Origin of the sequence: Pantoea sp. SM3 (genome assembly GCF_000963995.1) — a bacterium.
Classification (GTDB): Bacteria; Pseudomonadota; Gammaproteobacteria; order Enterobacterales; family Enterobacteriaceae; genus Pantoea; species Pantoea rwandensis_B.
The window spans coordinates 130,324-151,846 of record NZ_JZRD01000029.1 but is presented as its reverse complement, the minus strand read 5'-3'; the positions used below and the strand labels follow the sequence as shown (position 1 = coordinate 151,846).

Genomic DNA, 21,523 nt, shown 5'->3' with positions numbered 1-21,523 from the left:
GCTCCTGAAGATTCAACGCCATGCGGCTGTGATTGCCAGGTGAAAACGGCTAAACTTCAGCATCTGAGGTTCCACCATTCACAGACCAGAGGCTCATTACAACGTGGCTCAATTCGTCTATAGCATGCATCGCGTCGGCAAAGTGGTTCCGCCGAAGCGTCACATTCTGAAGAACATCTCTCTTAGCTTCTTCCCTGGCGCCAAAATCGGTGTACTCGGCCTGAACGGCGCGGGTAAATCCACCCTGCTGCGCATCATGGCCGGTATTGATACCGATATCGAAGGGGAAGCACGCCCACAACCGGGCATTAAAGTCGGCTATCTGCCGCAGGAACCCAAACTCAACCCAGAGCACACCGTGCGTGAATCTGTGGAAGAGGCGGTTTCTGAAGTGGTTGGTGCACTGAAACGTCTCGACGAAGTGTACGCACTGTATGCCGATCCTGATGCCGATTTCGATAAACTGGCTGCCGAACAAGGTCGTCTGGAAGAAGTGATCCAGGCGCACGATGGCCATAACCTCGACACCCAGCTGAACCGTGCTGCTGATGCGATGCGTCTGCCAGACTGGGATGCCAAAATTGGCAACCTGTCCGGTGGTGAGCGTCGCCGCGTCGCGCTGTGCCGTCTGCTGCTGGAAAAGCCAGACATGCTGCTGCTCGACGAACCGACCAACCACCTGGATGCAGAATCCGTGGCCTGGCTGGAGCGTTTCCTGCACGACTTCGAAGGCACCGTGGTGGCGATCACGCACGACCGTTACTTCCTCGACAACGTGGCAGGCTGGATTCTGGAGCTGGACCGCGGTGAAGGTATTCCGTGGGAAGGCAACTACTCTTCCTGGCTGGAGCAGAAAGATCAGCGTCTGGCGCAGGAAGCTTCTTCTGAAGCGGCACGTCGCAAGTCGATTGAGAAAGAGCTGGAGTGGGTTCGTCAGGGCGCGAAAGGCCGTCAGTCTAAGGGCAAAGCCCGTCTGGCGCGTTTCGAAGAGCTGAACAATACCGAATACCAGAAACGTAACGAAACCAACGAATTGTTCATTCCACCAGGTGCGCGCCTCGGCGACAAAGTGCTGGAAGTGAGCAACCTGAGCAAATCGTATGGCGACCGCGTACTGATCGACGATCTGACCTTCTCGGTGCCGAAAGGCGCGATTGTCGGCATCATCGGCCCGAACGGTGCCGGTAAATCGACCCTGTTCCGCATGATGTCCGGTCAGGAGCAGCCCGATTCTGGCACCATCGAGCTGGGCGAAACCGTCAAGCTGGCGTCTGTGGACCAGTTCCGTGACGCGATGGACAACTCCAAAACCGTGTTTGAAGAAGTGTCTGGTGGTCAGGACATTATGCGCGTCGGCAACGTTGAGATGCCGAGCCGTGCCTATGTTGGTCGCTTTAACTTCAAAGGCACCGATCAGGGCAAACGCGTTGGCGAGCTGTCCGGTGGTGAGCGTGGTCGTCTGCACCTCGCGAAACTGCTGCAAGTTGGCGGCAACCTGTTGCTGCTCGATGAACCGACCAACGACCTGGACATCGAGACCCTGCGCGCACTGGAAAACGCCCTGCTGGAGTTCCCTGGCTGTGCCATGGTGATCTCGCATGACCGTTGGTTCCTCGACCGTATCGCCACCCACATCATCGATTATCAGGATGAAGGTAAGGTGGAGTTCTTCGAAGGTAACTTTACCGAGTACGAAGAGTACAAGAAACGCACCCTCGGCGCTGACGCGCTGGAGCCAAAGCGTATCAAGTACAAGCGTATGGCGAAGTAATTGTCATGATGTGTAAAAGGCGCCGATTGGCGCCTTTTTTATTGCTGTAGGGTTTAAGCCCCCAGCATCTGCTTCACCAGCTCAACGCAGCGCAGGAAGCGCGTATCGTAGTCATCCTCTTTCACATGGACGAACTCAATGTTGTTTTCACGCAACATGGTCACCAGCATCGACTGAAACTCGCGGCGATCCATCGAACTGCCCAGGCTGCGCAAACCGTCTGCCACCCAAGGCACGTTGTTTTCCAGCAGAATCACCAGATCGAAACGGTACTCATCGATCAGCGCCTGCACAAACGGGTGCTCGCGCCCTTCATACTTGAGACAAAACGCCTGCGTAGTGACAAAGTCGGTATCAATAAACGCCACTTTGCTGGCATATTTCACTGCGAAATCAATGTACTGTGCCTGACCCAGCGCAATCTTATCGTAGTCAGAATACTGCAAGGCCATCTCATCGCCACCGAGGTGCGAGAAGACATAATCGCGGCCATATTCCCAGGCACTGGTGGTGTTAAAGATATTCGCCAGCTTGTTCACCAACGTGGATTTGCCACTGGATTCACCGCCGAGGATCGCCACAGTGCGCACAAAGAACGGCTTCACTTCAGTCGGAATGTATTCCCAGTAACGGAACGGATCCTGACGAATCTGCCCGCCGCTGATGTTCATAAAGGATCGATTGGGATCGATCACCACCGTCGAAATACCGAGATGCTGTTGGTACATTGCCGCATCAGCTTCTTCACTGGTGTAAATGCAATCCGGCTCAATGCCCTGCTCGGAGAGGAATTTCTTCACCCCTTCGCTCCACACATCCCAGCCGTGCGGATAGGGTTCAATTCCCTCTTCATCAAACGAGTGGATGCGGATGTTCTTCTGGTATTTGAAGGTCTGCAATAGCCAGCGCAGGCGATCGCTGACGGTCGGCTGCTGCGACATGGCGCTGTTTTCAAACAGCTCACGATCGCGCGGATCGTCGTGCCCCATGATGATATGCAGCTCATCCACCTGGCTGCAGGCGCGCTGGATCAGATAGATGTGGCCGGTGTGCAGCGGGTAGAACTTACCGAACACCACGCCAACGGTTTTGTCACGACGGGGGAATTCCAGCCCGAGAAAACGGTGCAGCGCCTCCAGCTTCTGAGCGCTTGGGCTTTTGATTTTGGCATTCAGCAGCTGGCTTAAATAGCCTTTGGTCATCCCGCTGGCATCTGCAACCTGCTGCAGCGTATGGCCCTGCTGGCGTATGGCGGTTTTCAGGTAGTCGAACGATGACATTTGGTGCCTCCTGCATGGGAAATAATGGGATGGGGTATGCGCTGGCCCTCACCCCGGCCCTCTCCCGTTTAGGTGAGAGGGAAAAGTCTGTGCGGTACGTTTATCAAGATGCGCATGAATGCGCACGCTACATTGACGGTGAATGGCACGGGCGGCATGTATGCCGCCTGGCGAAATTACAGCTCGTCCAGTATCGCCAGTGCATCCGCCAGCTTCTTGGCGCTGTACACTTTCATGCCGTCGATGGCCTTTTTCGGTGCATTGCCCGCCGGCACAATCGCGCGCTTGAAACCGTGCTTGGCCGCTTCGGAAATTCGCTCCTGACCGCTGGGCACCGGACGAATTTCACCGGCCAACCCCACTTCGCCGAAGATCACCAGATCCTGCGGTAGTGGACGGTCACGCAAGCTTGATACCATTGCCAGCAGTAGCGCAAGGTCAGCACTGGTTTCGGTGACTTTCACACCGCCGACTACGTTGACGAACACATCCTGATCCGCCATCTGCAAGCCGCCGTGTCGATGCAGCACTGCCAGCAAAATCGCCAGACGGTTTTGCTCCAGGCCAACCGCGACACGACGCGGGTTGCCCATCATCGAGTGATCCACCAGCGCCTGAATCTCCACCAGCAGCGGGCGCGAACCTTCCCACACCACCATAACCGAACTGCCAGAGGTGACTTCATCGCCGCGTGACAGGAAAATGGCGGACGGGTTGCTGATTTCACGCATGCCCTGCTCGGTCATGGCGAACACACCCAATTCGTTCACCGCACCGAAGCGGTTTTTGTGACTGCGCAGCGTGCGGAAACGGGAATCGGCATCGCCATCCAGCATCACTGAACAGTCGATGCAGTGTTCCAGCACTTTTGGCCCGGCCAGTGAGCCATCTTTGGTCACGTGCCCCACCATCACAATCGCCACGCCGCGCGTTTTAGCGAAGCGCGTCAGGTAAGCGGCGGTTTCACGCACCTGCGCGACGCTTCCGGGCGAAGACTGGATATCCGCCATGTGCATCACCTGGATGGAGTCGATGACCATCAGTTTCGGCTGCTCCTGCTCGGCGATCAGACAGATCTGCTCGATGCTGGTTTCCGACAACATGTTCAGGTTTTCGGTGGGTAATCCCAGACGATGGGCGCGCATTGCGACCTGTTGCAGTGACTCTTCGCCAGTGACGTACAGGGTTTTCATCCCTTCGGATAGCTTGCACATCACCTGCAGCAGCAGCGTCGATTTACCGGCTCCCGGATTACCACCGATCAGTATCGCGCTGCCTGGCACCACGCCGCCGCCCAACACGCGATCAAACTCTTTGAAGCTGGTGGAGAAACGCGGCACGGCTTCGAGGCTGATTTCGGACAGCTTTTGCACCCGGCTGGGTCCAGCGCTCCCGGCATAGCCACTCAGTCGCTCGTTACGCGCTGCCGCAGGCGAGGCGGCAATACGCACCTCGGTGATGGTGTTCCACGCGTTGCAGGCGCTGCACTGCCCCTGCCAGCGTGGATAATCTGCGCCGCACTCGTTACAAACGAAGGCGCGTTTTGCCGCTTTGGCCAAATCAAATCCTCAGTTAACGCTCTTCGTGAATCAAGCTGCCGGTCAGGATGCAGAACACACCCATTAAATCGGCATGGCGGATAATGATCGACGCCTGTTCATTCACTTTGGGTTTAGCGTGATAAGCGATACCCAATCCCGCCGCCTTGATCATCGGCAGATCGTTGGCGCCATCGCCAATCGCGACAGTTTGTTCTGGCGCAATGTCATGGCGTTCGGCGAGATTTTTCAGGGTATCGGCTTTAAATTGCGCATCGACAATCTGCCCCAGCACTTCACCCGTCAGCTTGCCATCGCGCATTTCCAGTTCGTTAGCGACGGCCGCCGCCAGATGCAGTGTTTGACGCAGATAATCGGCGTAGTAAGTAAATCCACCGGAGGCAATCGCCACCTGCCAGCCCAGCGCCTGCAGTTTATGTACCAGCGTGGTCAGGCCAGGCATCAGTGGCAGCGTATCGCGCACCTGCTTGAGGATGTTGGCATCAGCACCCGCCAGTTTTGCCACGCGCTCACGCAGGCTGGCTTTAAAGTCCAGCTCACCGCGCATCGCACGTTCGGTGACTTCTGACACCTGCTCGCCGCAGCCCGCCAGTTTGGCAATCTCATCGATGCATTCAATCTGAATGGCGGTGGAATCCATGTCCATCACCAGCAATCCTGGGGTTTTCAGATGCGGGATCTTGCCAAGCGGCGCCACATCAAACCCCGCATCGTGCGCCAGTTTGGTCGCACGTGGCGTCAGTGAACCGGCCAGACGAACCACCTGATACTCATCGACATTCCAGGCGCTGACGATCACCATCGCCGCACCCAGCAGATGCTGATAATCGGTCAGTTTTTGTTTATCGAGTCCGCGCCCATACAGCAACCAGCCAGTCCGACCGGCACGGTAATCCAGCGGCATCACTTCATCACCGCTGAGAGAGAGGGGTAGACCCGGCCAGAGTGAAACATCGGCGGGCAGATCGCACCAGGTAAGACGATTTGGCATTACAGCTCCTGTAGGGACAACAAAACCACGCAAGAGGCTACCTTGTCTGCGCGGGTTCTGGCAACATAATTGCCAGCCTTTCTGCTGTTACGTCACACGGGTTTCTGATGGTTAAAACCGCACTGAAATTTCGCCTGCATCGCACGGTGATTGTTCTTATCTCGCTGGCCCTGTTAGTGGTGCTGATGCAAGGGGCATCCTGGTTCAGTCTCGGCCACCAAATGGCCCGCTCTGAGCAGGTGGAAGAACTGGCGCACACGCTGACGCGTCAGGTGGCATTTAGCCTGAAACCGCTGATGGACAACAGCGACGACAATCGTACGCAAATCGAAGCCATCCTTAATCAGATGACCGATAACAGCCGCATTCTGGATGCCTCAGTCTATGCCGACGACGGCAGCCTGGTGGCACACAGCGGTGAAAGCATTAATGTGCGCGATCGCCTGGCGCTGGATGGTAAACGCGCCGGCAGCTACTTTAACCACCAAATCGTGCAGCCGCTGGAAGGCAAAGAGGGACCTCAAGGTTTCTTACGCGTGACGCTGGATACCCACGTGCTGGTCACCGAATCACGCCAGGTGGATAACACCACCAACATTCTGCGTTTGATGATGCTGCTGGCGCTGGCGATTGGCATCATCCTCACTCGTACGCTGCTGCGCGACCGCCGCACCCGCTGGCAGCAATCACCGTTCCTGCTCACCGCCAGCCGCGCGGTGAAAGAGGATAAGGAACGAGAGGAAGAAGAAGCGGCCACCACCTCAGAGAATGAAAAAAGCCCTTAAGCCATTTTATGGATGGTCTCATCCAGCGTATCCAACTGCTGCAATGCTTGCGTGGCGATACGCTGGAAATTGGCGCTAAACATTTCGTCATCCGCAATCGCCTGCCAGTATGTTTTCGCCATTCCACAAGCTGTGCGCCACACTTCACCCGGTAATGAGATATCTAACTTTAATGCCAGTTCATCACGCATATGCCCCTGCGAGTTAGGAGCCAGTGCCATTGGCAGCATGTCGTAGGCAGGTGTCAGATTGAATGTTTCCCGGTCGGTGAAGAAAGATAAATTCCCTGCGTGCATATCACTGTTACCAATCAGGCGACCAAATGCCCATTGCAAAGTGCCACGCTGTAGGGTGACATCATCAATGCGCTGCTGATGGTGCAGTTCACGCAGCGCAGCAGGCCAGTGTTGTTGATGACCAACAAACTCTGCGCTGACGGCCTCAAGTGAACTCATCTCGCGTCGACCACGCTCACCGATGCGATCAAAACGCTGTACTTCAAGAAATAGCTGATCTTTACCTGCAATCAATTGGCTTTGCGCCGCCGTCACACCTGCGGCTTGAAGATGCTGCAATGCCAGATGTTCCGCACGGAGCAAATCACGCCAGCGCTGCGCATTATCGCTGTGTCGCGACACAGTGAATTTCACCAGACAGTGACGATCGCCATTCGCTGTCGTGGCATAGCAGAGAAATTTCGGTTGCTCGCCGCCCGCCGATGACCCTGGCTCATCGCCACTTAGCGCATGCAGTGCTCGCTGCGGGTAAGATGACGTTTTCTCTTCTTCACTGATGGCGCGCGGTGCTTCCTGCTCTAACCAACGCTGATAGGTGCGCTCACCGATGATGAATGCGCCCGGCATGTCGACGCCACCGCTTGCCAGCGCCATTAAACACTGATCGTCACTCCACAAACGAATGTCGTCATTTAATCCCAATGGATGGGCATTCTCTCTGCCCCACTGACGACCAATAAAACCTTGCGGGCGCATATCCTGTAAAAACCACGGCAACCCTTCATAAAAGTGCCCTCGCCCCTGCTCATCGTTATGCAGGCAACTGCCCTGCGGCCAGGTCGGTAACAAAGTGCCTGCGGGCTGCGCCTGGCCATGTGCAGAGATGCGATACAGTGGAAAGCCGTCTTCGCCGCGAATCGGACGGAGTAAGGCATAACGCGTCGCACGGGCTCTGCCCCATTTCACGATTTGGGGCTGTTGCCGTAATTGCCGCGACAACGTCGCCTGACTGATGCCAGAGCGTTGCAGTAAATCGGCTGCACCGAGCGGTCCCGCCAGCAGCAAATTTTGCAGATCGACCATTGTCGTTCACCCTATCAGCGCCTGATGAATAGATTCGTGAATAGATTTATGCATAGATTTTATCATAAAAAAAGCCCGCACAGCGGGCTTCTTCGAATCATCACAACGTTAATGGTGAATAGATACTTTTAGCGTTGTGTCAGCAACGCCTGCAGCTCTGCCAGCGTCTTCACCTGCCAGGTCGGTTTGATATGTTCCGCCAATGGACGCGTACCGTGATCGATCCAGCAGGTTTTCAGCCCCGCATTCATGCCGCCCAGAATGTCAGACTCAGGGGTATCACCGACCATCAACACGCGGCTGCGATCCGGGTTGCCGAGCAACGCCAGCGTGTGGTCGAAAATCGCCACATCCGGCTTCGGTACGCCGACCTGCTCAGAGATCACCAGCTCATCAAAGAACTCGCGGAAACCGGTACGTTCCAGACGCGCCTGCTGCAAAGCGGTGAAGCCGTTGGTAATGATGGCGATCTTCACTTTACCCTTCAGCGCGTTGAGCAACTCAGCTGCGCCATCGAGAGGCAGGCAAATATCTGCCATCGCACTGAGGAAATCGCTGTTCAGCACTTCAGGCGCGACGCTGAGTTTCTCACCCCACAAGGTGAAACGACGCGTTTGCAGCTGCAAGGCTGAGATGGTGCCGTTTTGATAATCGACCCACAGCGGTTTGTTGATCGCCTGATAATCGGCGTAATCTTGATCGCTAAAGTGCACGTCATAGCTGGCAAACATTCGCTGTAAACCGGCGTAGGCGTCAAAATGAAAAAGTGTGTCATCCGCATCAAACAGGATGCAGTCCCAGTCGTTTAACATAGTGTCCCTTTTTACAGAGTTAGCGCCATGATAATGGCATCTTCACGGCCGTTGGCGGTGGGATAGTAGTTGGGTCGTACGCTGACCTGATGGAAATCCAGTTGCTCATACAGCGCAATCGCCGGGTGATTCGAGGCTCGCACCTCAAGCCACAGCGTCATCACATCGCGCTTTTCCAGCTCAGCAATCAAATGTTGCAGCAGCTGGCGCGCATAGCCGCGGCGCTGAAAATCGGGATCGACCGCAATGTTGAACAGCGAGGCTTCATCCAGCACCACTTGCGTAATGGCGAACCCTGCCAGTTTACCCTCGGCTTCCAGACGATAATTCACAAAACGTTCGCCCTGATTGCTGGCAAACGTCTGCTCGCTCCACGGAAACGCGTGGCTGCGACGTTCAATGGCCAGCAGCTGCGGCTGGTCTTCAGGGATGACTAAAGAGATGGCTGTCATGGTTACACATCTGTTGCCACAGGGCGCGTTTTGCCGCACCGCTGCTGATTAATTCGTTGAAAACGGCGGTGGAAAAGGTGATGCCGTTAAAGGTGTATTCGCTCTCGACGCCCAGCAACCAACCGGCACAATCCACCTGCTCAGGCAGCATCGGCAGCTGTTCCGGCGTCAGCGTCATCACCTGCGAAGGCTGAATATTCAGGGCTCGCAGGACATCGCGAATTAAGGGTTCCTGCAGCGCGGGGGCATGTTCAGCCACCATCACCAGTCGGGTGTCCGGGGCCAGCGTCACGGCAATTTCGCCCTGCAGCACGCGCGGACGCCGCAATTGATACTGCGTAATCCCCATTTGCTGTAGAAGCCAGTCGCGCCTTGTGCTCATGCTATTACCCGTTATGCTGCCAGAATGCGACGCTATGCTAGCAAACCCATCGAACATGCGCCAACAAAGCACTATAATCCCCGCTCTGATTTAACAGGAGCGTTCCATGTCTGCTTTTACCCCGGCCAGCGAAGTCATTCTGCGCCACAGTGATGAATTTACCGCCCGCCATGTTTTGTTTGCTGGCGACCTGCAGGATGACCTGCCCGCCCAGCTGGAAACCGCATCAACGCGCGTGCACACCCAGCAGTACCATCACTGGCAGAACCTGAGCCGTCGCCTCGGTGAACGTGCGGTTTACAGCATGGTGGCCACTGCCGCCGATGTTGAAGGCTGCGATACGCTGGTTTATTTCTGGACGAAGAACAAGCCAGAAGCGCAGTTCCAGCTGCAAAACCTGCTGTCGCTGATGCCGGTCGGCTGCGATATCTTTGTGGTCGGTGAAAACCGCAGTGGCGTGCGCAGTGCAGAAGGCATGCTGGAAGACTGGACGAAACTGGAAAAAGTCGACAGTGCGCGTCGTTGCGGTCTCTATCATGGTCGTCTGGATACACAGCCAACCTTTGATGCCAGCAGCTACGGCAATACTTACATGATCGAGCACCTCACCATCCACACGCTGCCGGGTGTATTCAGCCGCGATGGGCTGGATATTGGTAGCGATCTGCTGCTCTCCACGCTGGAGCCGCACTTCCGTGGCAAAGTGCTGGATATCGGCTGCGGCAGCGGCGTGCTCGCCACCGTGATGGCACAAATCTCCCCACGCATCCGTTTGTGGCTGTGTGATGTGCATGCTGCTGCCATCGAAGCCAGTAAACTGACGCTGGCCGCCAACGAACTGGAAGGGGAAGTGTTCGCCAGTAACGTCTTCTCGGATGTCACTGGCCGTTTCGATATGATCATCTCTAATCCACCGTTCCATGACGGCCTGCAAACCAGCCTCGATGCGGCCAACACGCTGATTCGTGGTGCCTTAAAGCATCTGAACAGCGGCGGTGAACTGCGTATTGTGGCTAACGCCTTCCTGCCCTATCCGCAGATTCTGGATGAGACCTTCGGTAACCACGAAGTGCTGGCGCAGACCGGACGCTTTAAGGTCTACCGTGCCGTGTACGGACGCGGCGCCAAAGCGCGTAAATAACCCATTTTGCGCTTCCCGACGGTGAAAATGTTGTTTTTTGCAGCAATCGTTTCATCGTCGTGAAATATGTATTGACGCAAAGAGTAAAATCTCTAGAATGCGCCTCCGTGGTTAGCAATACTTTAGAGTGTTGCAGGGTACGCGACGGTGGCGGAATTGGTAGACGCGCTAGCTTCAGGTGTTAGTGTCCTTACGGACGTGAGGGTTCAAGTCCCTCCCCTCGCACCAATAATCACAAAGTTTATATCATAGCACTGAGCGATGGTGGCGGAATTGGTAGACGCGCTAGCTTCAGGTGTTAGTGTTCTTACGGACGTGAGGGTTCAAGTCCCTCCCTTCGCACCAATGCGATGGTATAAACCAAAAAAGACAACACAATGCGATGGTGGCGGAATTGGTAGACGCGCTAGCTTCAGGTGTTAGTGTTCTTACGGACGTGAGGGTTCAAGTCCCTCCCTTCGCACCACGTTGTCTTACTTTCCTGGCAGTACATTCCCAACGTTGAATTAAACGAAACAATCACGCGCTAAGCGTGTTTTGTCGTTTCTGCCGTTCGGAAACGGCATCAGATAATGTGGAAGTTCACCGTGACGGCCGCAGCCCCCCCGGCCAATGCCAGGCAAGAAGGCAGCAGCAAATAGTGACGCAGACGATGATGGAACAGCATCACTACTGTCAGCAACAGTGCCACAATCATCACCACGCGCCACTGGCTGAAACTCGGCTCCCACAGCGCGAAAATCGGTAAAGCAGCACAGGGCAACAAGACTCCCCAACCGCTGTCCAGCCGCTTACCCATCATCCAGCTCACGCCCCATAAGCCGCAGGCAGCCATCATCGCCATGATCATCGCGCAACCCTCAAATGATAAATATTCGTATTATCATATGACAATACTTCTCATCTTGCAGCGAATTTTTTATCGCGGGATGCGTTGGATGACAGATTTACTGGAAAATGCTAAATTGCCGCCGATAACTATTTCGATAACACGTCAATAACGTGCTCACTATCCGATTTGCGGGAGTATTTCCCACGGGTAGCGCTTTGATATTTCAGGGCTGTGAAGAGTAATAATAATGAAATTACAATCTTATGATGAGTTGAAACACAGCAAATATCGGCTTTCGCTGATGCTCTTTTTGTTTTTAAATGTCGCCGTTTCGCTTTTTTGCCTGATGCCTTTTTTAGGCACAGACAGCCCGGTAAGCTCGCTGCCAGTAGGCATTGTCGCGGCTTTCAGCCTGACGTTACTGACCGTTTGTCTGATGATGCCAAAACGGAAATTACCGCTATTAAATCCTGTTGCCATGATATTAGGTGCGCTCTGGGCATGGCACATTAACCACAGATACCATCAGGTTTTTTATTTTGATGGCAGCTTTTTAATAATCAGCTTGTTAAGCGTATTTTTTATCAGTGCCATTGCGCTCAGTGATTATTTGATCGCATTTTGTTTACACATTACGCCCCCCGTATTAACCGTATTGTTATTAGATGATGGTCAGCATTTAATGATGATCATTTTTACGATTACGCTGCCGTTGATTGGTTTCTCGCTGCATCATTTAATGCGCCGCCGTTTTGATACTTTTACCCGACGACTGGTTAGCCAGCTGTATGAGGAAAAAGAGAGTTTTAGCGATTTGAGTATGCTGGATCCGCTCACCGGTTTGTATAACCGCCGCGGCCTGAAAAATCGCCTCGACGCCATTCTGGAAAACCACGCGGGCAGCCATTATGTACTGCTGCTGGATATTGACCACTTCAAAGCCTACAACGACAACTACGGTCATGCGATGGGCGATCAGGCGCTGGCGCGGGTGTCGGTTGCCATTCGCGATGCCGTGCGTTCACGCGATGTCGTCACGCGTTATGGCGGTGAAGAGTTTCTGGTGCTGATGACCAACGTTAACGCATCGATTGCGATGAAGCTGGCGGAGCGCATTCGTCAGTACGTAGTGGACCTCGAAATCCCGCATCGCTTTAATGAAAAGGTCTCCACCCACGTCACCATCAGTGCCGGGATCGCACCTATTTTTGGCGATGAGTTTGACCAGGCGGTGGCAAATGCTGACCGCGCGTTATACGTCGCGAAAAATCAGGGGCGTAACACCATACTCGCCTGGGAAGATTTGCCGAAGCTGACGCAAGTCAGTAATGACCTGATTTAACCGGTAGATGAGCGAAGCCATTTATCACCAAGCGGCATCGCCTGCTGATAAGTGGCTCCGTCCCTTTTCTTCGCTTGATGACATCTTGTTCGCATTGACAGTAACGATTATCATTTGTCTCACGATTCCCGTTATCACTCAGGACCGGCATGACCATCATCACGCGTCAGGATCATCGCTTTAGCGACCATCCTCTGATCTTTATGCAGAGCGACCGCAGCTTAGCGAGCGCACTGGAAGATCTGATGCGTGATCAACGCAGCTACATGCTGGATAACGTCAAACTCGGCCAGGCCGCTCCCGCAGGGACGTTGACGCTGGCCGAGTGGTCCACACCGCTTCACTATCGCCGCCTGACACAACGCTATAGCGATTATCTCTATCGCAATCACCCTGATGTGCAACATGAAGCCAAACCGCTGCAGTCACTTTGGGCACAATGGTATTTTGGCTTACTGTTGGCCCCGCTGATGCTGATGTTGCTGCAGGAGCCGCGGGCATTAAAGTGCGCACCCCATCTGATTCATGTGGAATTTCATGAAAACGGCCATCCCTGCACTTTCTGGATTGATGTGCAGGAAGATGAAGAGGCGCGTTACCTGAGTGCACAGCAGCGCATTGACCGCCTGATTCAGCAATGCCTGATCCCGGCTGTCAACGGCATGACGCAGCACGGTGATATCAACGCCAAACTCATCTGGAACAACATGGGTTATTCGTTTTACTGGTTCCTCGGTGAACTGAAAGGCCAGTTATCCGCGCCCGTCATCACTCAGCTGGAACAGGCATTGTTCTTCACCCAGACGCTGCTGGATGGCAGCGACAATCCGCTTTATCGCACCATGATCCCGCGTCATGGCGAGATGGAACGTCGCAGTTGCTGCCAGCGCTATCGCATTCCGGACGTGGAACGCTGTGGTAACTGCACGTTAAAAGTGGTTTAACCTGCGCGCATTCTGTTACAGATTCTCTTTTTATCCCGTTTACACTTTTCCCTCCTTGTGGCAGCTTTTAGGCTCTGTTTTTACCGGAGAAAAAAATGAGCCTGGAGTCGGTACGGCACTTCTTTGCCGAACATGCACCGGATATCGACATCATCGAGATGCCGGAGAGCACCGCCACGGTAGAACTGGCCGCACGCGTCCATGGCGTGATGCCGGGGCAAATCGCCAAAACCCTGTCGTTAAAAGTGAAAGATGCCGTTGTACTGATTGTGACGCGCGGTGATGCCCGTCTCGACAACCGCAAGCTGAAAGCCGCACTCGGCGCTAAGGCACGCATGTTGAGTGTGGATGAGGTGGTGAACTGGACCGGTCATCCGGTGGGTGGCGTCTGCCCTTTTGGCCTGGAAAATCCCCTGACCGTTTACTGTGATGTGACCCTGCGCGGTTTTGATGAAGTGCTGCCCGCAGCAGGTTCGATTCACAGTGCTGTGCGCATTTCGCCGCAGCGCATGGCTGAACTGACTGCGGCGAAATGGATCGACGTCTGCGAGGCGCTTTAACGCTGTTCGCGAGCGACCGCACCGGATATTTCAATACCCCGCGTCTCTCGCCCAAAGGCGACAAACACGCAAATCAGCACCGCTACCGTACCGGCAACGATCGCCATTCCCAGGCCGTAGTTGCCGCCGTGGGCCTCGGCAATGCGAGACTGCAAGGTCGCATTGACCGAGGCAATCAGATTACCCAACTGATAAACGAAGCCCGGCAGCACCGCACGCGCATTTGCGGGTACCAGCTCGGTGAGATAGGTCGGCACCACGCCCCACGCGCCCTGCACCATAAACTGCATCAGGAACGCGCCAATCCCAATCATCCATGATCCGCTGGAGAACGCCCACAGCGGCAACACCGGCAGCGCAAGGAAGGAAGCAAGGATAATCGCTTTCTTACGGCCAATACGTTCTGACAGCGCACCAAAGGTAATCCCACCCAGCATCGCCGCAATGTTATAGCTGATGGCGATGATGCTCACCGTGTGCGGATCAAACTGATGCTGCACTTTCAGGAAGGTAGGATAGAGATCCTGGGTGCCATGACTGAAGAAATTAAAGCACGCCATTAATAGCACCATATAGATGCAGATTTTCCAGTGCTGACGAATAATCGGCAGCAGCGCCGTGCTCTCTTTGCGTTCGCGTGCGGCCAGCCAGACCGGGGATTCCGGCACTTTAAAATAGATAAACGGCAGCAACAGAATCGGCAATGCGCCAATCAGGAACATGCCGCGCCAGCCTACCGACTCGAAAAACAGTCCGAAAATGATCGATGCCAGCAGGTAGCCACAAGGGTAGCCCGCCTGGAAGATGCCGGACATCAGCCCACGCGAGCGATCCGGAATGGTTTCCATTGCCAGTGACGATGCCACGCCCCAGATGCCGCCCATCGCCACGCCGTAAATCACGCGGAAGGCGAGGAAGGCGGTAAAGTTCGGTGACCATGCAGAGAGCAGCTCAAACAGCGAGAACATCACGATATTGAACATCAGAATCGGGCGGCGGCCATACTTCTCAGCCAGACGGCCAAAAATCAGCGCGCCAATCGGTCGAATCGCCAGCGTGAGCATAATGGCAACAGAAACATCGGAGACGCTGGTGTTGAAATACTGGGCAAGATCGCTGAGTACAAACACCAGTATAAAGAAGTCGAACGCATCCAGCGTCCAGCTGGCGAAACTGGCAAACGCCACGTTTCGCTGGGTCGCAGTCCAGTTGAACATAGGGGTATCCTGTCTGATTAGCTTCCGGTTCATTGACCAGAATTTATTGGAACGTTATCCGGCGAATGATTTCGCTGGTTATTATTGTGTTAACTATTTGTATATAGCATGTCAGAAAGGAGGGCTGCGGCGGGGAATTGTCAGGGAGTGATTCGCGGTGTAAGGAAGCATGTCATCGAGTGAAACATTGCACCGCCGTACAGCAGTGCAATCTGTAAGGGCAAATTCCTGGCGGTATGGCAGGAAGACCGGTGCGACTCAGTGTGCCGCACGCATTTATGGGCAATCAGCGCTGCAGTTGATTAAACGCCTTCTCAATCATCTCCAGCAGCAACGGATTGTTGACGTTCTGCATCACATGCACCAATGCCCCGGTCTGCTCCGGCACGCCAATGTCCAGGCGCAGTGGCGATCGATACCGCCAGCTCTTGCCGCGCGTTGCGCCGGCGCGTAACTCAATATCGACAAAGTAATCCACCCCATCCGCCACGCGCTGATTCAATAGCCAGGCAATCACCAGCGCATCGTGGATCCAGCAGCCTGGCAGATGGCGGGTGCGAATCGAGTAATCAATCCACGGGCGCAACGTTTCACGGACAAATTGCGGTAACGGATGGTCGTTGGTCGTCAGACGATTAAGATCCTGATGGGTCATCAATGTTTGTGTCGTGGCGTCCATCGGCACCAGCGTGATGGCTGCGCCGCTGTGCAACACCTGATGCGCCGCTTCGGGGTCCAGACCAAAGTTGGTGTCTTTGATGTAATCATCTAAAGCGAAGACACCGCCCATAATCACAATTTCTGCCACGGATTCAGCCATCTGTGGATAGCGCTGCAGCGCCTGCGCCACGTTGGTCAGAGGACCGATCGCCACCAGAGTAAATTCGCCGGGATTATCGCAAATCAGCTGGCCCATCACGCCTGCGGCATCATTGCCATCTGCCGCGAGCAACTGCGGCTTACGCACGCCCCGCCACAGTTCAGCGAGGTTTGCGTCCTTGACGCCATCGAGGCGTGCGCGCCAGGGGGCCGGGTCTTCGCGGAGTGCCTGCAACGCGCCCTGCACCACGGGAACATTGAGTCCTAATCGCTGGAGTAAATCTTTGGCAACCTGCGCGCCTAACGCACTCGGCGTGTTGCCAGTGACGGTGGTGATCAGTTCAACTGACAGCGAAGGTGATGCCAACGCCAGTGCCAGCGCAAGGCCGTCATCGGTATTCGCCCCTGCAATTCCATTTCCCGGATCACAATCAATAATCAGTCTTTTCATGATGTTATAGGTTTATTTTTGTTGAGTAAGCAGGCAGCCGCAGGACTCACCGATTTCAAGATAGTGAGGGAACTCTGCCAGTTGGGCTTCGCCATCCCCATTTTTCAGCATGGCGATAGCGCTGCGTGCCATTTCCCGTAGCGGTTGACGTACGGTTGTCAATGTCGGGACATGGAACGCGGATTGATCGGTGCCGTTAAAGCACACCAGGGCGACATCCTGCGGCACGCGCAAACCGTGTTCAGAGAGCGCGCGGATACAACCAATCGCCTGGCCCTCATTGCTGGTAAACAGCGCGCGCGGCACCTTTCCGCGGGCAAGCATACGTTTTGTGGCGTCATAACCGCCTTGTCGCGAGTAGCTGGCAGGGAAAATCAGGGTTTCATCGACCTGCAGGCCTTTCTCTGCCATGGCATCGCGCCAGCCCTGAATACGATCCTGGGCATTCAGCATCTCCAGCGGACCGCTGATCATGCCAACCTGTTGATAACCGTGGCTGAGCAGATGTTCAGTCACCTGACGCGAGGCCTCGCGCTCATTCACCCGCAACATGCTCACGCCGGGGCGGGGGTCAACACGATCCAGCATCACCAGCGGTGTACCACTGGCCTGAATCACATCTATGTATGGGTGGCGGTCGACACTGGTATAAAACAGGCCATCCACCTGACGATTCAGCAAGCCCTGAATCAGTTCCAGCTCACGCTTGCGATCATCTCCGGCATCCCCCAGCAGCATCACGTGGCCGTGATCCAGTGATTCCTGCAGCAGCATATGCGCCATGGAGGCCACGAAGGGGTTACTGATGTTCGGCACCACCAGGCCAAAGGTTTTGGTGCTGCCGGAGGCCAATGCACGCGCCACTGCATTCGGTCGATAACCCGTCTGTTTAATCGCTTCCAGCACGCGCAACCGCGTGGCTTCCGCCACCGGGCGCGGTCCGTTGTTAATCACGTAGCTCACTACCGCCACTGATGTGCCGGCGGCTTTCGCCACATCGCTACGTGTTACATTTCCGCCTGGGGATTTCGCCAATGCTCTTGCCTCTGCATGAATGCCATTGGCCGGCATAACCGGCCAATGGCACTGTTTCACTTACAGCGTGTTGCGCGTCAGATCGCATCTTCCGGCAGATTCAGATCGCGCCCACGCGTTTCCGGTGCCACAAACGTGGTCAGAAAACCGATGGTCGCCATCGCCGAGAAGTACACGGCAATCGCCCACCAGTGTCCGGTGAACGATAACAGCGCCGCAGCCACCAAAGGTGCTGTCCCTCCAGAAAGGATAGACCCCAGTTCTTTCGCCACCGCCATCTTGGTGTAACGGTGTTTGACACCAAACATTTCCACACCCCACGCGGCCTGCACCCCAAAAATACCGAGCGAGGCCAGCGCCATGCCGACAACCATCACCGGAATCACAATCGCCGGGTCACGACTGTCCATCAGGCTGAATGCCGGCCAGGCATAAATCATCAGCAGCAGACAGAAACCACGATAGGTGATACGGCGGCCAAAGCGGTCAGACATCCAACCGGCAAACGGAATAATCAGGAAACCCAGCAACGAGGCAATAAACACCGCCGTCGTTGGCACCGACTTATCGAGCATCAGCACTTTCGCGACATAACCGACGATAAAGCCCTGCGCCAGATAGGAAGGACCGTTTTCGCCGATACGTAAGCCGACCATCGTCCAGAACGCACGGCTGCGCTGCCAGAAACTACGGGTATCAACCTCGGCGGCGGCATGCTGCAATGTGGCGCTACGCTCTGCCTGCAGTTGCGCCTGCTGGCGCTCAAACACCGGGGTTTCACGCAGATGACGACGCAGCCATAACGCGACCACGGCAATCAGCACGCTACTGAGGAACGGAATACGCCATCCCCAATCCAGCAAGGTTTGTTTATCCATCTGAATCACGGCAAGCCACACCAGCGAGGCGATCAGCGTGCCACTATTCGAGCCGAGGGCGATCACGGAAGAGACCAGACCGCGACGCGCAACCGGGGCATACTCGCCCAGCATCACGGTGCCACCAGACAGTTCCGCACCGGCGCCCAACCCTTGGGTAAAGCGCAACAGCACCAGACAAGCGGGTGCCCAGACGCCGATCGTGGCGTAAGAAGGGATGAGACCAATCAAGGTTGTCGATGCGCCCATCAGGATGATGGTAGCGATCATCACGGTTTTGCGGCCTTTCCGGTCACCGATCCAGCCAAACAGCAGCGCACCAATTGGGCGTGCAATAAACCCGACGGACCAGGTGGCAAAACTGGAGAGCAGCGCCATAGTGGGTGTGGCATTGGGGAAAAACACATCGCCAAAGATGATGCCTGCTGCCAGGCCATAGAGCGCGAAATCCGCATACTCCATTGCCGTGCCGAGCCAGCAAGAGAAGGTGGCGCGCCAGAAATCTTTGCGGCCAGAAGAGGTTTCCAGCCGCATGTCAGCAGCTGAAGAGGTGCTCAGTGAAGTTTGTTGCGAAACGGACTGATGTACCGTCATGACCTTTTCCCTGAAATAGGTGAAAACAGCAAACGCCCTTCCGTGGGACGGTTCCCTTGCAACAAGCGGAACTCCCCGGTGACGACGTTCAGTAGGCAAACCTGGATGAAAGTCAAAGAACTCCCTGGTGTTGGAATTCACTCATTCGCCTGTTCTCGTCGATGTTTTTTTCATCGATCGCATTAGTAAGGCAAATGTAACCACGTCATCTCAAGGCCAACTTTGTCTCTGGCACCGTGAGTTATCACTGTGGACATAGTCTATCTACGCGCGTAGATAAATCAAGTGATAAAAGTGAAAATAATTAATTTATCTTCACTATAGCTCGGGATTAGAAAGCAAAAATGGCGTTAATTCATAACATTACAGCTCATTCAAACCAACAGCAGCGTATTAACCTCAATGTAATTAACGAGCGTTGCTTATCATTAGCTGAGTTGTGGCTGATCCTTCATCGCGCTTTTTTTCGCACAAATCAGTTAAGCTTTGATGACAATTGCGAATTAATCTTAAAACCCTTTCGCCAGTGCGGTTCAGCTATCACCTGCATTACACTGGGTAAAAATCACACAGGGCGCCTATGACCATCATCCTCATGCGACACGGTAAACCTGACCATCCGGTCAGCGGGCGCTTTACTGCGCGAGCGCTAGCCGACTGGTGTGAGGGCTATGACCAGGCCGATATTTGCGACTCACCGCCGCCGCGCAGTATGGCCATCGCGCGAATGGCCCGCGTGATCGCCTCCAGCCCGCTACCCCGCGCGCGTTCCTCACTCACGCGTCTCGGCCTGCAACCGCATGAGGTGGATGAGGTTTTCAGTGAAGTGGCCATGCCGCTGCTGCCGTTCGAACGCCTGCACCTGCCGCTGACCGTTTGGCTCGCCCTTTTGCGCCTGTTATGGTTATGCGGTTACGCCGGGCATGTGGAATCGTTGACCCATGCCCGAGCACGGGCGCGTCAGGCGGCAGATAAGTTGATCACGCTATCAAAACAGGGAACGGTGTTGCTGGTGGGGCACGGCATCATGAACAAAATGATCGCCCGGGAATTGCGTAAACGCGGCTGGCAGGCGGAAAAACATGCCAGCAGCCGCCACTGGAGCAGCGCGATTTACCATCGCCCGTTTATTTAACCCTGATACGCCCAATCAAACATTGCGAGCAGGTGCCTGACGATCGCTGCCACAAGGAGATACCCCGCCGTCAGTTCAACTGGAAGTAACTCAGCACCTCACAGCCTTTTCCGGCGTTCGGGGTCGCTATCACTTTCATTTGCAGCAAATCAATCACGCTCAATGATCCATCGCCTTCATTGGCAATCAGCAGCGTTCGATTATCCGCACTGAAACAGCCATCCATTGGTTTGTTGCCGACCGGAACATCTCCCAACGGATTGAGTAAATCATCAAACAGTGTGATGAGCGGCTCCTGATCGCCAATCGCCACCAAACGCTCGCCGTTGGCGCTAAAGCGCACGACCTGGCAGGGCTGTTGATGGGCCGTGAGTTTAATGCGCTGGCGAATACGATGGCTTTGGCGATCGACCACATACAGTAACGGTGCGTCGGCCGCGCTAGCGACCAGATAAGGATGCTTCGGCGAGGCCGCGATACCGGAGATCGGCCCCGGCAGCAGAATATTGTCAATGATGCGCCCTTCTGCCTCGCACAGATCCACCACAGTGATGCTGGCGTCTTCTTCGTTCTCTGTAAACAATTTACGCCCGCTGGGTGAAAGCGTCAGACGATGCGCATTGTGCGATGGCAGCTTAATTATTTTCTCCACCCTATCGGTAACGGGATCGATGACTGCCACAGCCGCACTGTTTTCACAGCAGAGGTAGACTTTGCCATCGCGGCCCAATTGACCACTGTGGGGCGACTGCAACGGAGATAAATCGATAAAACCGCTGATCTGGCGTTTGCGTAGATCGATCACCGCCACTTTGTGACCAGGATGGGGATTGTCGCCATGAATGCCGTCACCATAGATCGGCACATAGGCTTTCTCTTGCTCAGGTAACATCAGTAACTCATGCGGACGCGGCGGAAACGCATTCAGCTCCTGTTGCACGGCAAAGGTATCGGGATCGAGAAACAGCACCCGATTCCCCTGCTTATCGACCGCCAGTAATCCACGGTTGTGTGGCTGCATAGTGCCTCCTTTGTGTTAACCACCTCGTCTAAGCGTAGTTAACCTGCATCAGGAAGGGGCAAATCCCTGTCAGGCCAGCGAAAAATGTAGCCGCTTTAAACCATTTGAGTGCGGGGATTTTTTATCTAAGCCGCAGCCAGCGCCAAGGCTAAGTTATTTTATTAGGAATAGTCCTAATGATGATTAATTGTAAAATCAGTTGG

General features: G+C 54.9%; 20 protein-coding genes and 3 tRNA genes. 10 read left to right on the top strand and 13 right to left on the bottom strand.

The genetic code is table 11. The features are described 5' to 3' along the window. The first annotated feature begins 103 nt into the window (after positions 1-103). Entirely contained in the window at positions 104-1,771 is a 1,668-nt protein-coding gene (gene ettA / locus VI01_RS16575) for an energy-dependent translational throttle protein EttA (RefSeq protein ID WP_075564112.1), read from the top strand. 53 nt (positions 1,772-1,824) lie between these two features. On the opposite strand, the gene nadR is transcribed toward ettA, so the two are convergent. From nadR to serB, 3 genes are all read right to left on the bottom strand, one after another. Then, the gene (gene nadR, locus VI01_RS16570) at positions 1,825-3,051 is read right to left on the bottom strand and encodes a multifunctional transcriptional regulator/nicotinamide-nucleotide adenylyltransferase/ribosylnicotinamide kinase NadR (protein ID WP_038649223.1); all 1,227 of its coding nucleotides are present in this window, start codon (positions 3,049-3,051) and stop codon (positions 1,825-1,827) included. Between the two features lie 176 nt (positions 3,052-3,227). Further along, the gene (gene radA, locus VI01_RS16565; protein ID WP_038649226.1) at positions 3,228-4,610 is read right to left on the bottom strand and encodes a DNA repair protein RadA; all 1,383 of its coding nucleotides are present in this window, start codon (positions 4,608-4,610) and stop codon (positions 3,228-3,230) included. Between the two features lie 13 nt (positions 4,611-4,623). Beyond that, positions 4,624-5,601 carry a phosphoserine phosphatase gene (serB, locus tag VI01_RS16560; RefSeq protein WP_045815938.1) on the bottom strand — a complete coding sequence of 326 codons (978 nt, stop codon included), beginning with the start codon at positions 5,599-5,601 and terminating at the stop codon, positions 4,624-4,626. Between the two features lie 107 nt (positions 5,602-5,708). On the opposite strand from serB, the gene VI01_RS16555 reads away from it, so the two are divergent. Then, positions 5,709-6,386: a YtjB family periplasmic protein gene (locus VI01_RS16555; RefSeq protein ID WP_038649232.1), complete on the top strand. Its 678-nt coding sequence runs from the start codon at positions 5,709-5,711 to the stop codon at positions 6,384-6,386. Here the strand turns inward: VI01_RS16555 and yjjJ are convergent. The 4 genes from yjjJ to VI01_RS16535 all read right to left on the bottom strand — a co-directional run bounded on the left by yjjJ (position 6,383) and on the right by VI01_RS16535 (position 9,351). Beyond that, on the bottom strand, positions 6,383-7,705 hold the full coding sequence (gene yjjJ, locus VI01_RS16550; RefSeq protein ID WP_045815937.1) for a type II toxin-antitoxin system HipA family toxin YjjJ: 1,323 nt from the start codon (positions 7,703-7,705) through the stop codon (positions 6,383-6,385). The two genes, VI01_RS16555 and yjjJ, sit on opposite strands and share 4 nt — an antisense overlap. 128 nt (positions 7,706-7,833) lie before the next feature. Continuing rightward, complete coding sequence (gene yjjG, locus VI01_RS16545) at positions 7,834-8,517, bottom strand: pyrimidine 5'-nucleotidase (protein ID WP_045815936.1); 684 nt, start codon at positions 8,515-8,517, stop codon at positions 7,834-7,836. An 11-nt stretch (positions 8,518-8,528) separates the two neighbouring features. Continuing rightward, on the bottom strand, positions 8,529-8,969 hold the full coding sequence (gene rimI / locus VI01_RS16540) for a ribosomal protein S18-alanine N-acetyltransferase (protein WP_038649241.1): 441 nt from the start codon (positions 8,967-8,969) through the stop codon (positions 8,529-8,531). Next, a complete protein-coding gene (locus VI01_RS16535) occupies positions 8,941-9,351 on the bottom strand; it encodes a DNA polymerase III subunit psi (protein ID WP_045815935.1) in 411 nt (136 codons plus the stop codon). The genes rimI and VI01_RS16535 overlap by 29 nt, the downstream gene beginning before the upstream one ends. A 106-nt stretch (positions 9,352-9,457) precedes the next feature. Here VI01_RS16535 and rsmC point away from each other — a divergent pair, with 106 nt between their 5' ends. The 4 genes from rsmC (at position 9,458) to VI01_RS16515 (ending at position 10,958) form a co-directional block, all read left to right on the top strand. After that, positions 9,458-10,492: a 16S rRNA (guanine(1207)-N(2))-methyltransferase RsmC gene (gene rsmC / locus VI01_RS16530; RefSeq protein ID WP_038649247.1), complete on the top strand. Its 1,035-nt coding sequence runs from the start codon at positions 9,458-9,460 to the stop codon at positions 10,490-10,492. A 141-nt stretch (positions 10,493-10,633) separates the two neighbouring features. Continuing rightward, positions 10,634-10,720, top strand: a tRNA-Leu gene (locus VI01_RS16525). Positions 10,721-10,750: 30 nt separating this feature from the next. Then, positions 10,751-10,837, top strand: a tRNA-Leu gene (locus tag VI01_RS16520). Between the two features lie 34 nt (positions 10,838-10,871). Beyond that, a tRNA-Leu gene (locus VI01_RS16515) sits at positions 10,872-10,958 on the top strand. 99 nt (positions 10,959-11,057) lie between these two features. Here VI01_RS16515 and VI01_RS16510 read toward each other — a convergent pair. Continuing rightward, positions 11,058-11,342 carry a DUF1435 domain-containing protein gene (locus VI01_RS16510; RefSeq protein WP_034826266.1) on the bottom strand — a complete coding sequence of 95 codons (285 nt, stop codon included), beginning with the start codon at positions 11,340-11,342 and terminating at the stop codon, positions 11,058-11,060. A 229-nt stretch (positions 11,343-11,571) separates the two neighbouring features. Between VI01_RS16510 and VI01_RS16505 the strand changes: the two genes are divergently transcribed. The 3 genes from VI01_RS16505 to VI01_RS16495 all read left to right on the top strand — a co-directional run bounded on the left by VI01_RS16505 (position 11,572) and on the right by VI01_RS16495 (position 14,170). Further along, positions 11,572-12,666 carry a diguanylate cyclase gene (locus tag VI01_RS16505; protein WP_045815934.1) on the top strand — a complete coding sequence of 365 codons (1,095 nt, stop codon included), beginning with the start codon at positions 11,572-11,574 and terminating at the stop codon, positions 12,664-12,666. Positions 12,667-12,815: 149 nt separating this feature from the next. Further along, complete coding sequence (gene fhuF, locus VI01_RS16500; protein WP_045815933.1) at positions 12,816-13,610, top strand: siderophore-iron reductase FhuF; 795 nt, start codon at positions 12,816-12,818, stop codon at positions 13,608-13,610. A gap of 95 nt (positions 13,611-13,705) precedes the next feature. Further along, positions 13,706-14,170, top strand: coding sequence for a YbaK/EbsC family protein (locus VI01_RS16495; RefSeq protein ID WP_038649256.1), 465 nt, complete (start codon positions 13,706-13,708; stop codon positions 14,168-14,170). On the opposite strand, the gene VI01_RS16490 is transcribed toward VI01_RS16495, so the two are convergent. From VI01_RS16490 to VI01_RS16475, 4 genes are all read right to left on the bottom strand, one after another. Next, entirely contained in the window at positions 14,167-15,420 is a 1,254-nt protein-coding gene (locus VI01_RS16490; RefSeq protein WP_197079599.1) for an MFS transporter, read from the bottom strand. The genes VI01_RS16495 and VI01_RS16490 overlap by 4 nt on opposite strands. A gap of 253 nt (positions 15,421-15,673) precedes the next feature. Continuing rightward, positions 15,674-16,657: a nucleoside hydrolase gene (locus tag VI01_RS16485; RefSeq protein ID WP_038649259.1), complete on the bottom strand. Its 984-nt coding sequence runs from the start codon at positions 16,655-16,657 to the stop codon at positions 15,674-15,676. Between the two features lie 12 nt (positions 16,658-16,669). Next, entirely contained in the window at positions 16,670-17,692 is a 1,023-nt protein-coding gene (locus VI01_RS16480; protein ID WP_045815931.1) for a LacI family DNA-binding transcriptional regulator, read from the bottom strand. Between the two features lie 77 nt (positions 17,693-17,769). Beyond that, positions 17,770-19,164 carry an MFS transporter gene (locus tag VI01_RS16475; RefSeq protein WP_045815930.1) on the bottom strand — a complete coding sequence of 465 codons (1,395 nt, stop codon included), beginning with the start codon at positions 19,162-19,164 and terminating at the stop codon, positions 17,770-17,772. A gap of 580 nt (positions 19,165-19,744) precedes the next feature. On the opposite strand from VI01_RS16475, the gene VI01_RS16470 reads away from it, so the two are divergent. Beyond that, complete coding sequence (locus VI01_RS16470; protein ID WP_045815929.1) at positions 19,745-20,299, top strand: histidine phosphatase family protein; 555 nt, start codon at positions 19,745-19,747, stop codon at positions 20,297-20,299. Between the two features lie 70 nt (positions 20,300-20,369). On the opposite strand, the gene VI01_RS16465 is transcribed toward VI01_RS16470, so the two are convergent. Next, the gene (locus VI01_RS16465) at positions 20,370-21,320 is read right to left on the bottom strand and encodes a YncE family protein (RefSeq protein ID WP_038649273.1); all 951 of its coding nucleotides are present in this window, start codon (positions 21,318-21,320) and stop codon (positions 20,370-20,372) included. Positions 21,321-21,523 lie beyond the last annotated feature (203 nt).

What these genes read in the sequence shown, in the direction of transcription:
- nadR (WP_038649223.1), bottom strand. Translation starts at nt 3,051, where the DNA reads ATGTCATCGTTCGACTACCTGAAAACCGCCATACGCCAGCAGGGCCAT.
- serB (WP_045815938.1), bottom strand. Translation starts at nt 5,601, where the DNA reads ATGCCAAATCGTCTTACCTGGTGCGATCTGCCCGCCGATGTTTCACTC.
- VI01_RS16555 (WP_038649232.1), top strand. Translation starts at nt 5,709, where the DNA reads ATGGTTAAAACCGCACTGAAATTTCGCCTGCATCGCACGGTGATTGTT.
- yjjJ (WP_045815937.1), bottom strand. Translation starts at nt 7,705, where the DNA reads ATGGTCGATCTGCAAAATTTGCTGCTGGCGGGACCGCTCGGTGCAGCC.
- yjjG (WP_045815936.1), bottom strand. Translation starts at nt 8,517, where the DNA reads ATGTTAAACGACTGGGACTGCATCCTGTTTGATGCGGATGACACACTT.
- rimI (WP_038649241.1), bottom strand. Translation starts at nt 8,969, where the DNA reads ATGACAGCCATCTCTTTAGTCATCCCTGAAGACCAGCCGCAGCTGCTG.
- VI01_RS16535 (WP_045815935.1), bottom strand. Translation starts at nt 9,351, where the DNA reads ATGAGCACAAGGCGCGACTGGCTTCTACAGCAAATGGGGATTACGCAG.
- rsmC (WP_038649247.1), top strand. Translation starts at nt 9,458, where the DNA reads ATGTCTGCTTTTACCCCGGCCAGCGAAGTCATTCTGCGCCACAGTGAT.
- VI01_RS16510 (WP_034826266.1), bottom strand. Translation starts at nt 11,342, where the DNA reads ATGATCATGGCGATGATGGCTGCCTGCGGCTTATGGGGCGTGAGCTGG.
- VI01_RS16505 (WP_045815934.1), top strand. Translation starts at nt 11,572, where the DNA reads ATGAAATTACAATCTTATGATGAGTTGAAACACAGCAAATATCGGCTT.
- fhuF (WP_045815933.1), top strand. Translation starts at nt 12,816, where the DNA reads ATGACCATCATCACGCGTCAGGATCATCGCTTTAGCGACCATCCTCTG.
- VI01_RS16495 (WP_038649256.1), top strand. Translation starts at nt 13,706, where the DNA reads ATGAGCCTGGAGTCGGTACGGCACTTCTTTGCCGAACATGCACCGGAT.
- VI01_RS16490 (WP_197079599.1), bottom strand. Translation starts at nt 15,420, where the DNA reads ATGAACCGGAAGCTAATCAGACAGGATACCCCTATGTTCAACTGGACT.
- VI01_RS16485 (WP_038649259.1), bottom strand. Translation starts at nt 16,657, where the DNA reads ATGAAAAGACTGATTATTGATTGTGATCCGGGAAATGGAATTGCAGGG.
- VI01_RS16475 (WP_045815930.1), bottom strand. Translation starts at nt 19,164, where the DNA reads ATGACGGTACATCAGTCCGTTTCGCAACAAACTTCACTGAGCACCTCT.
- VI01_RS16470 (WP_045815929.1), top strand. Translation starts at nt 19,745, where the DNA reads ATGACCATCATCCTCATGCGACACGGTAAACCTGACCATCCGGTCAGC.
- VI01_RS16465 (WP_038649273.1), bottom strand. Translation starts at nt 21,320, where the DNA reads ATGCAGCCACACAACCGTGGATTACTGGCGGTCGATAAGCAGGGGAAT.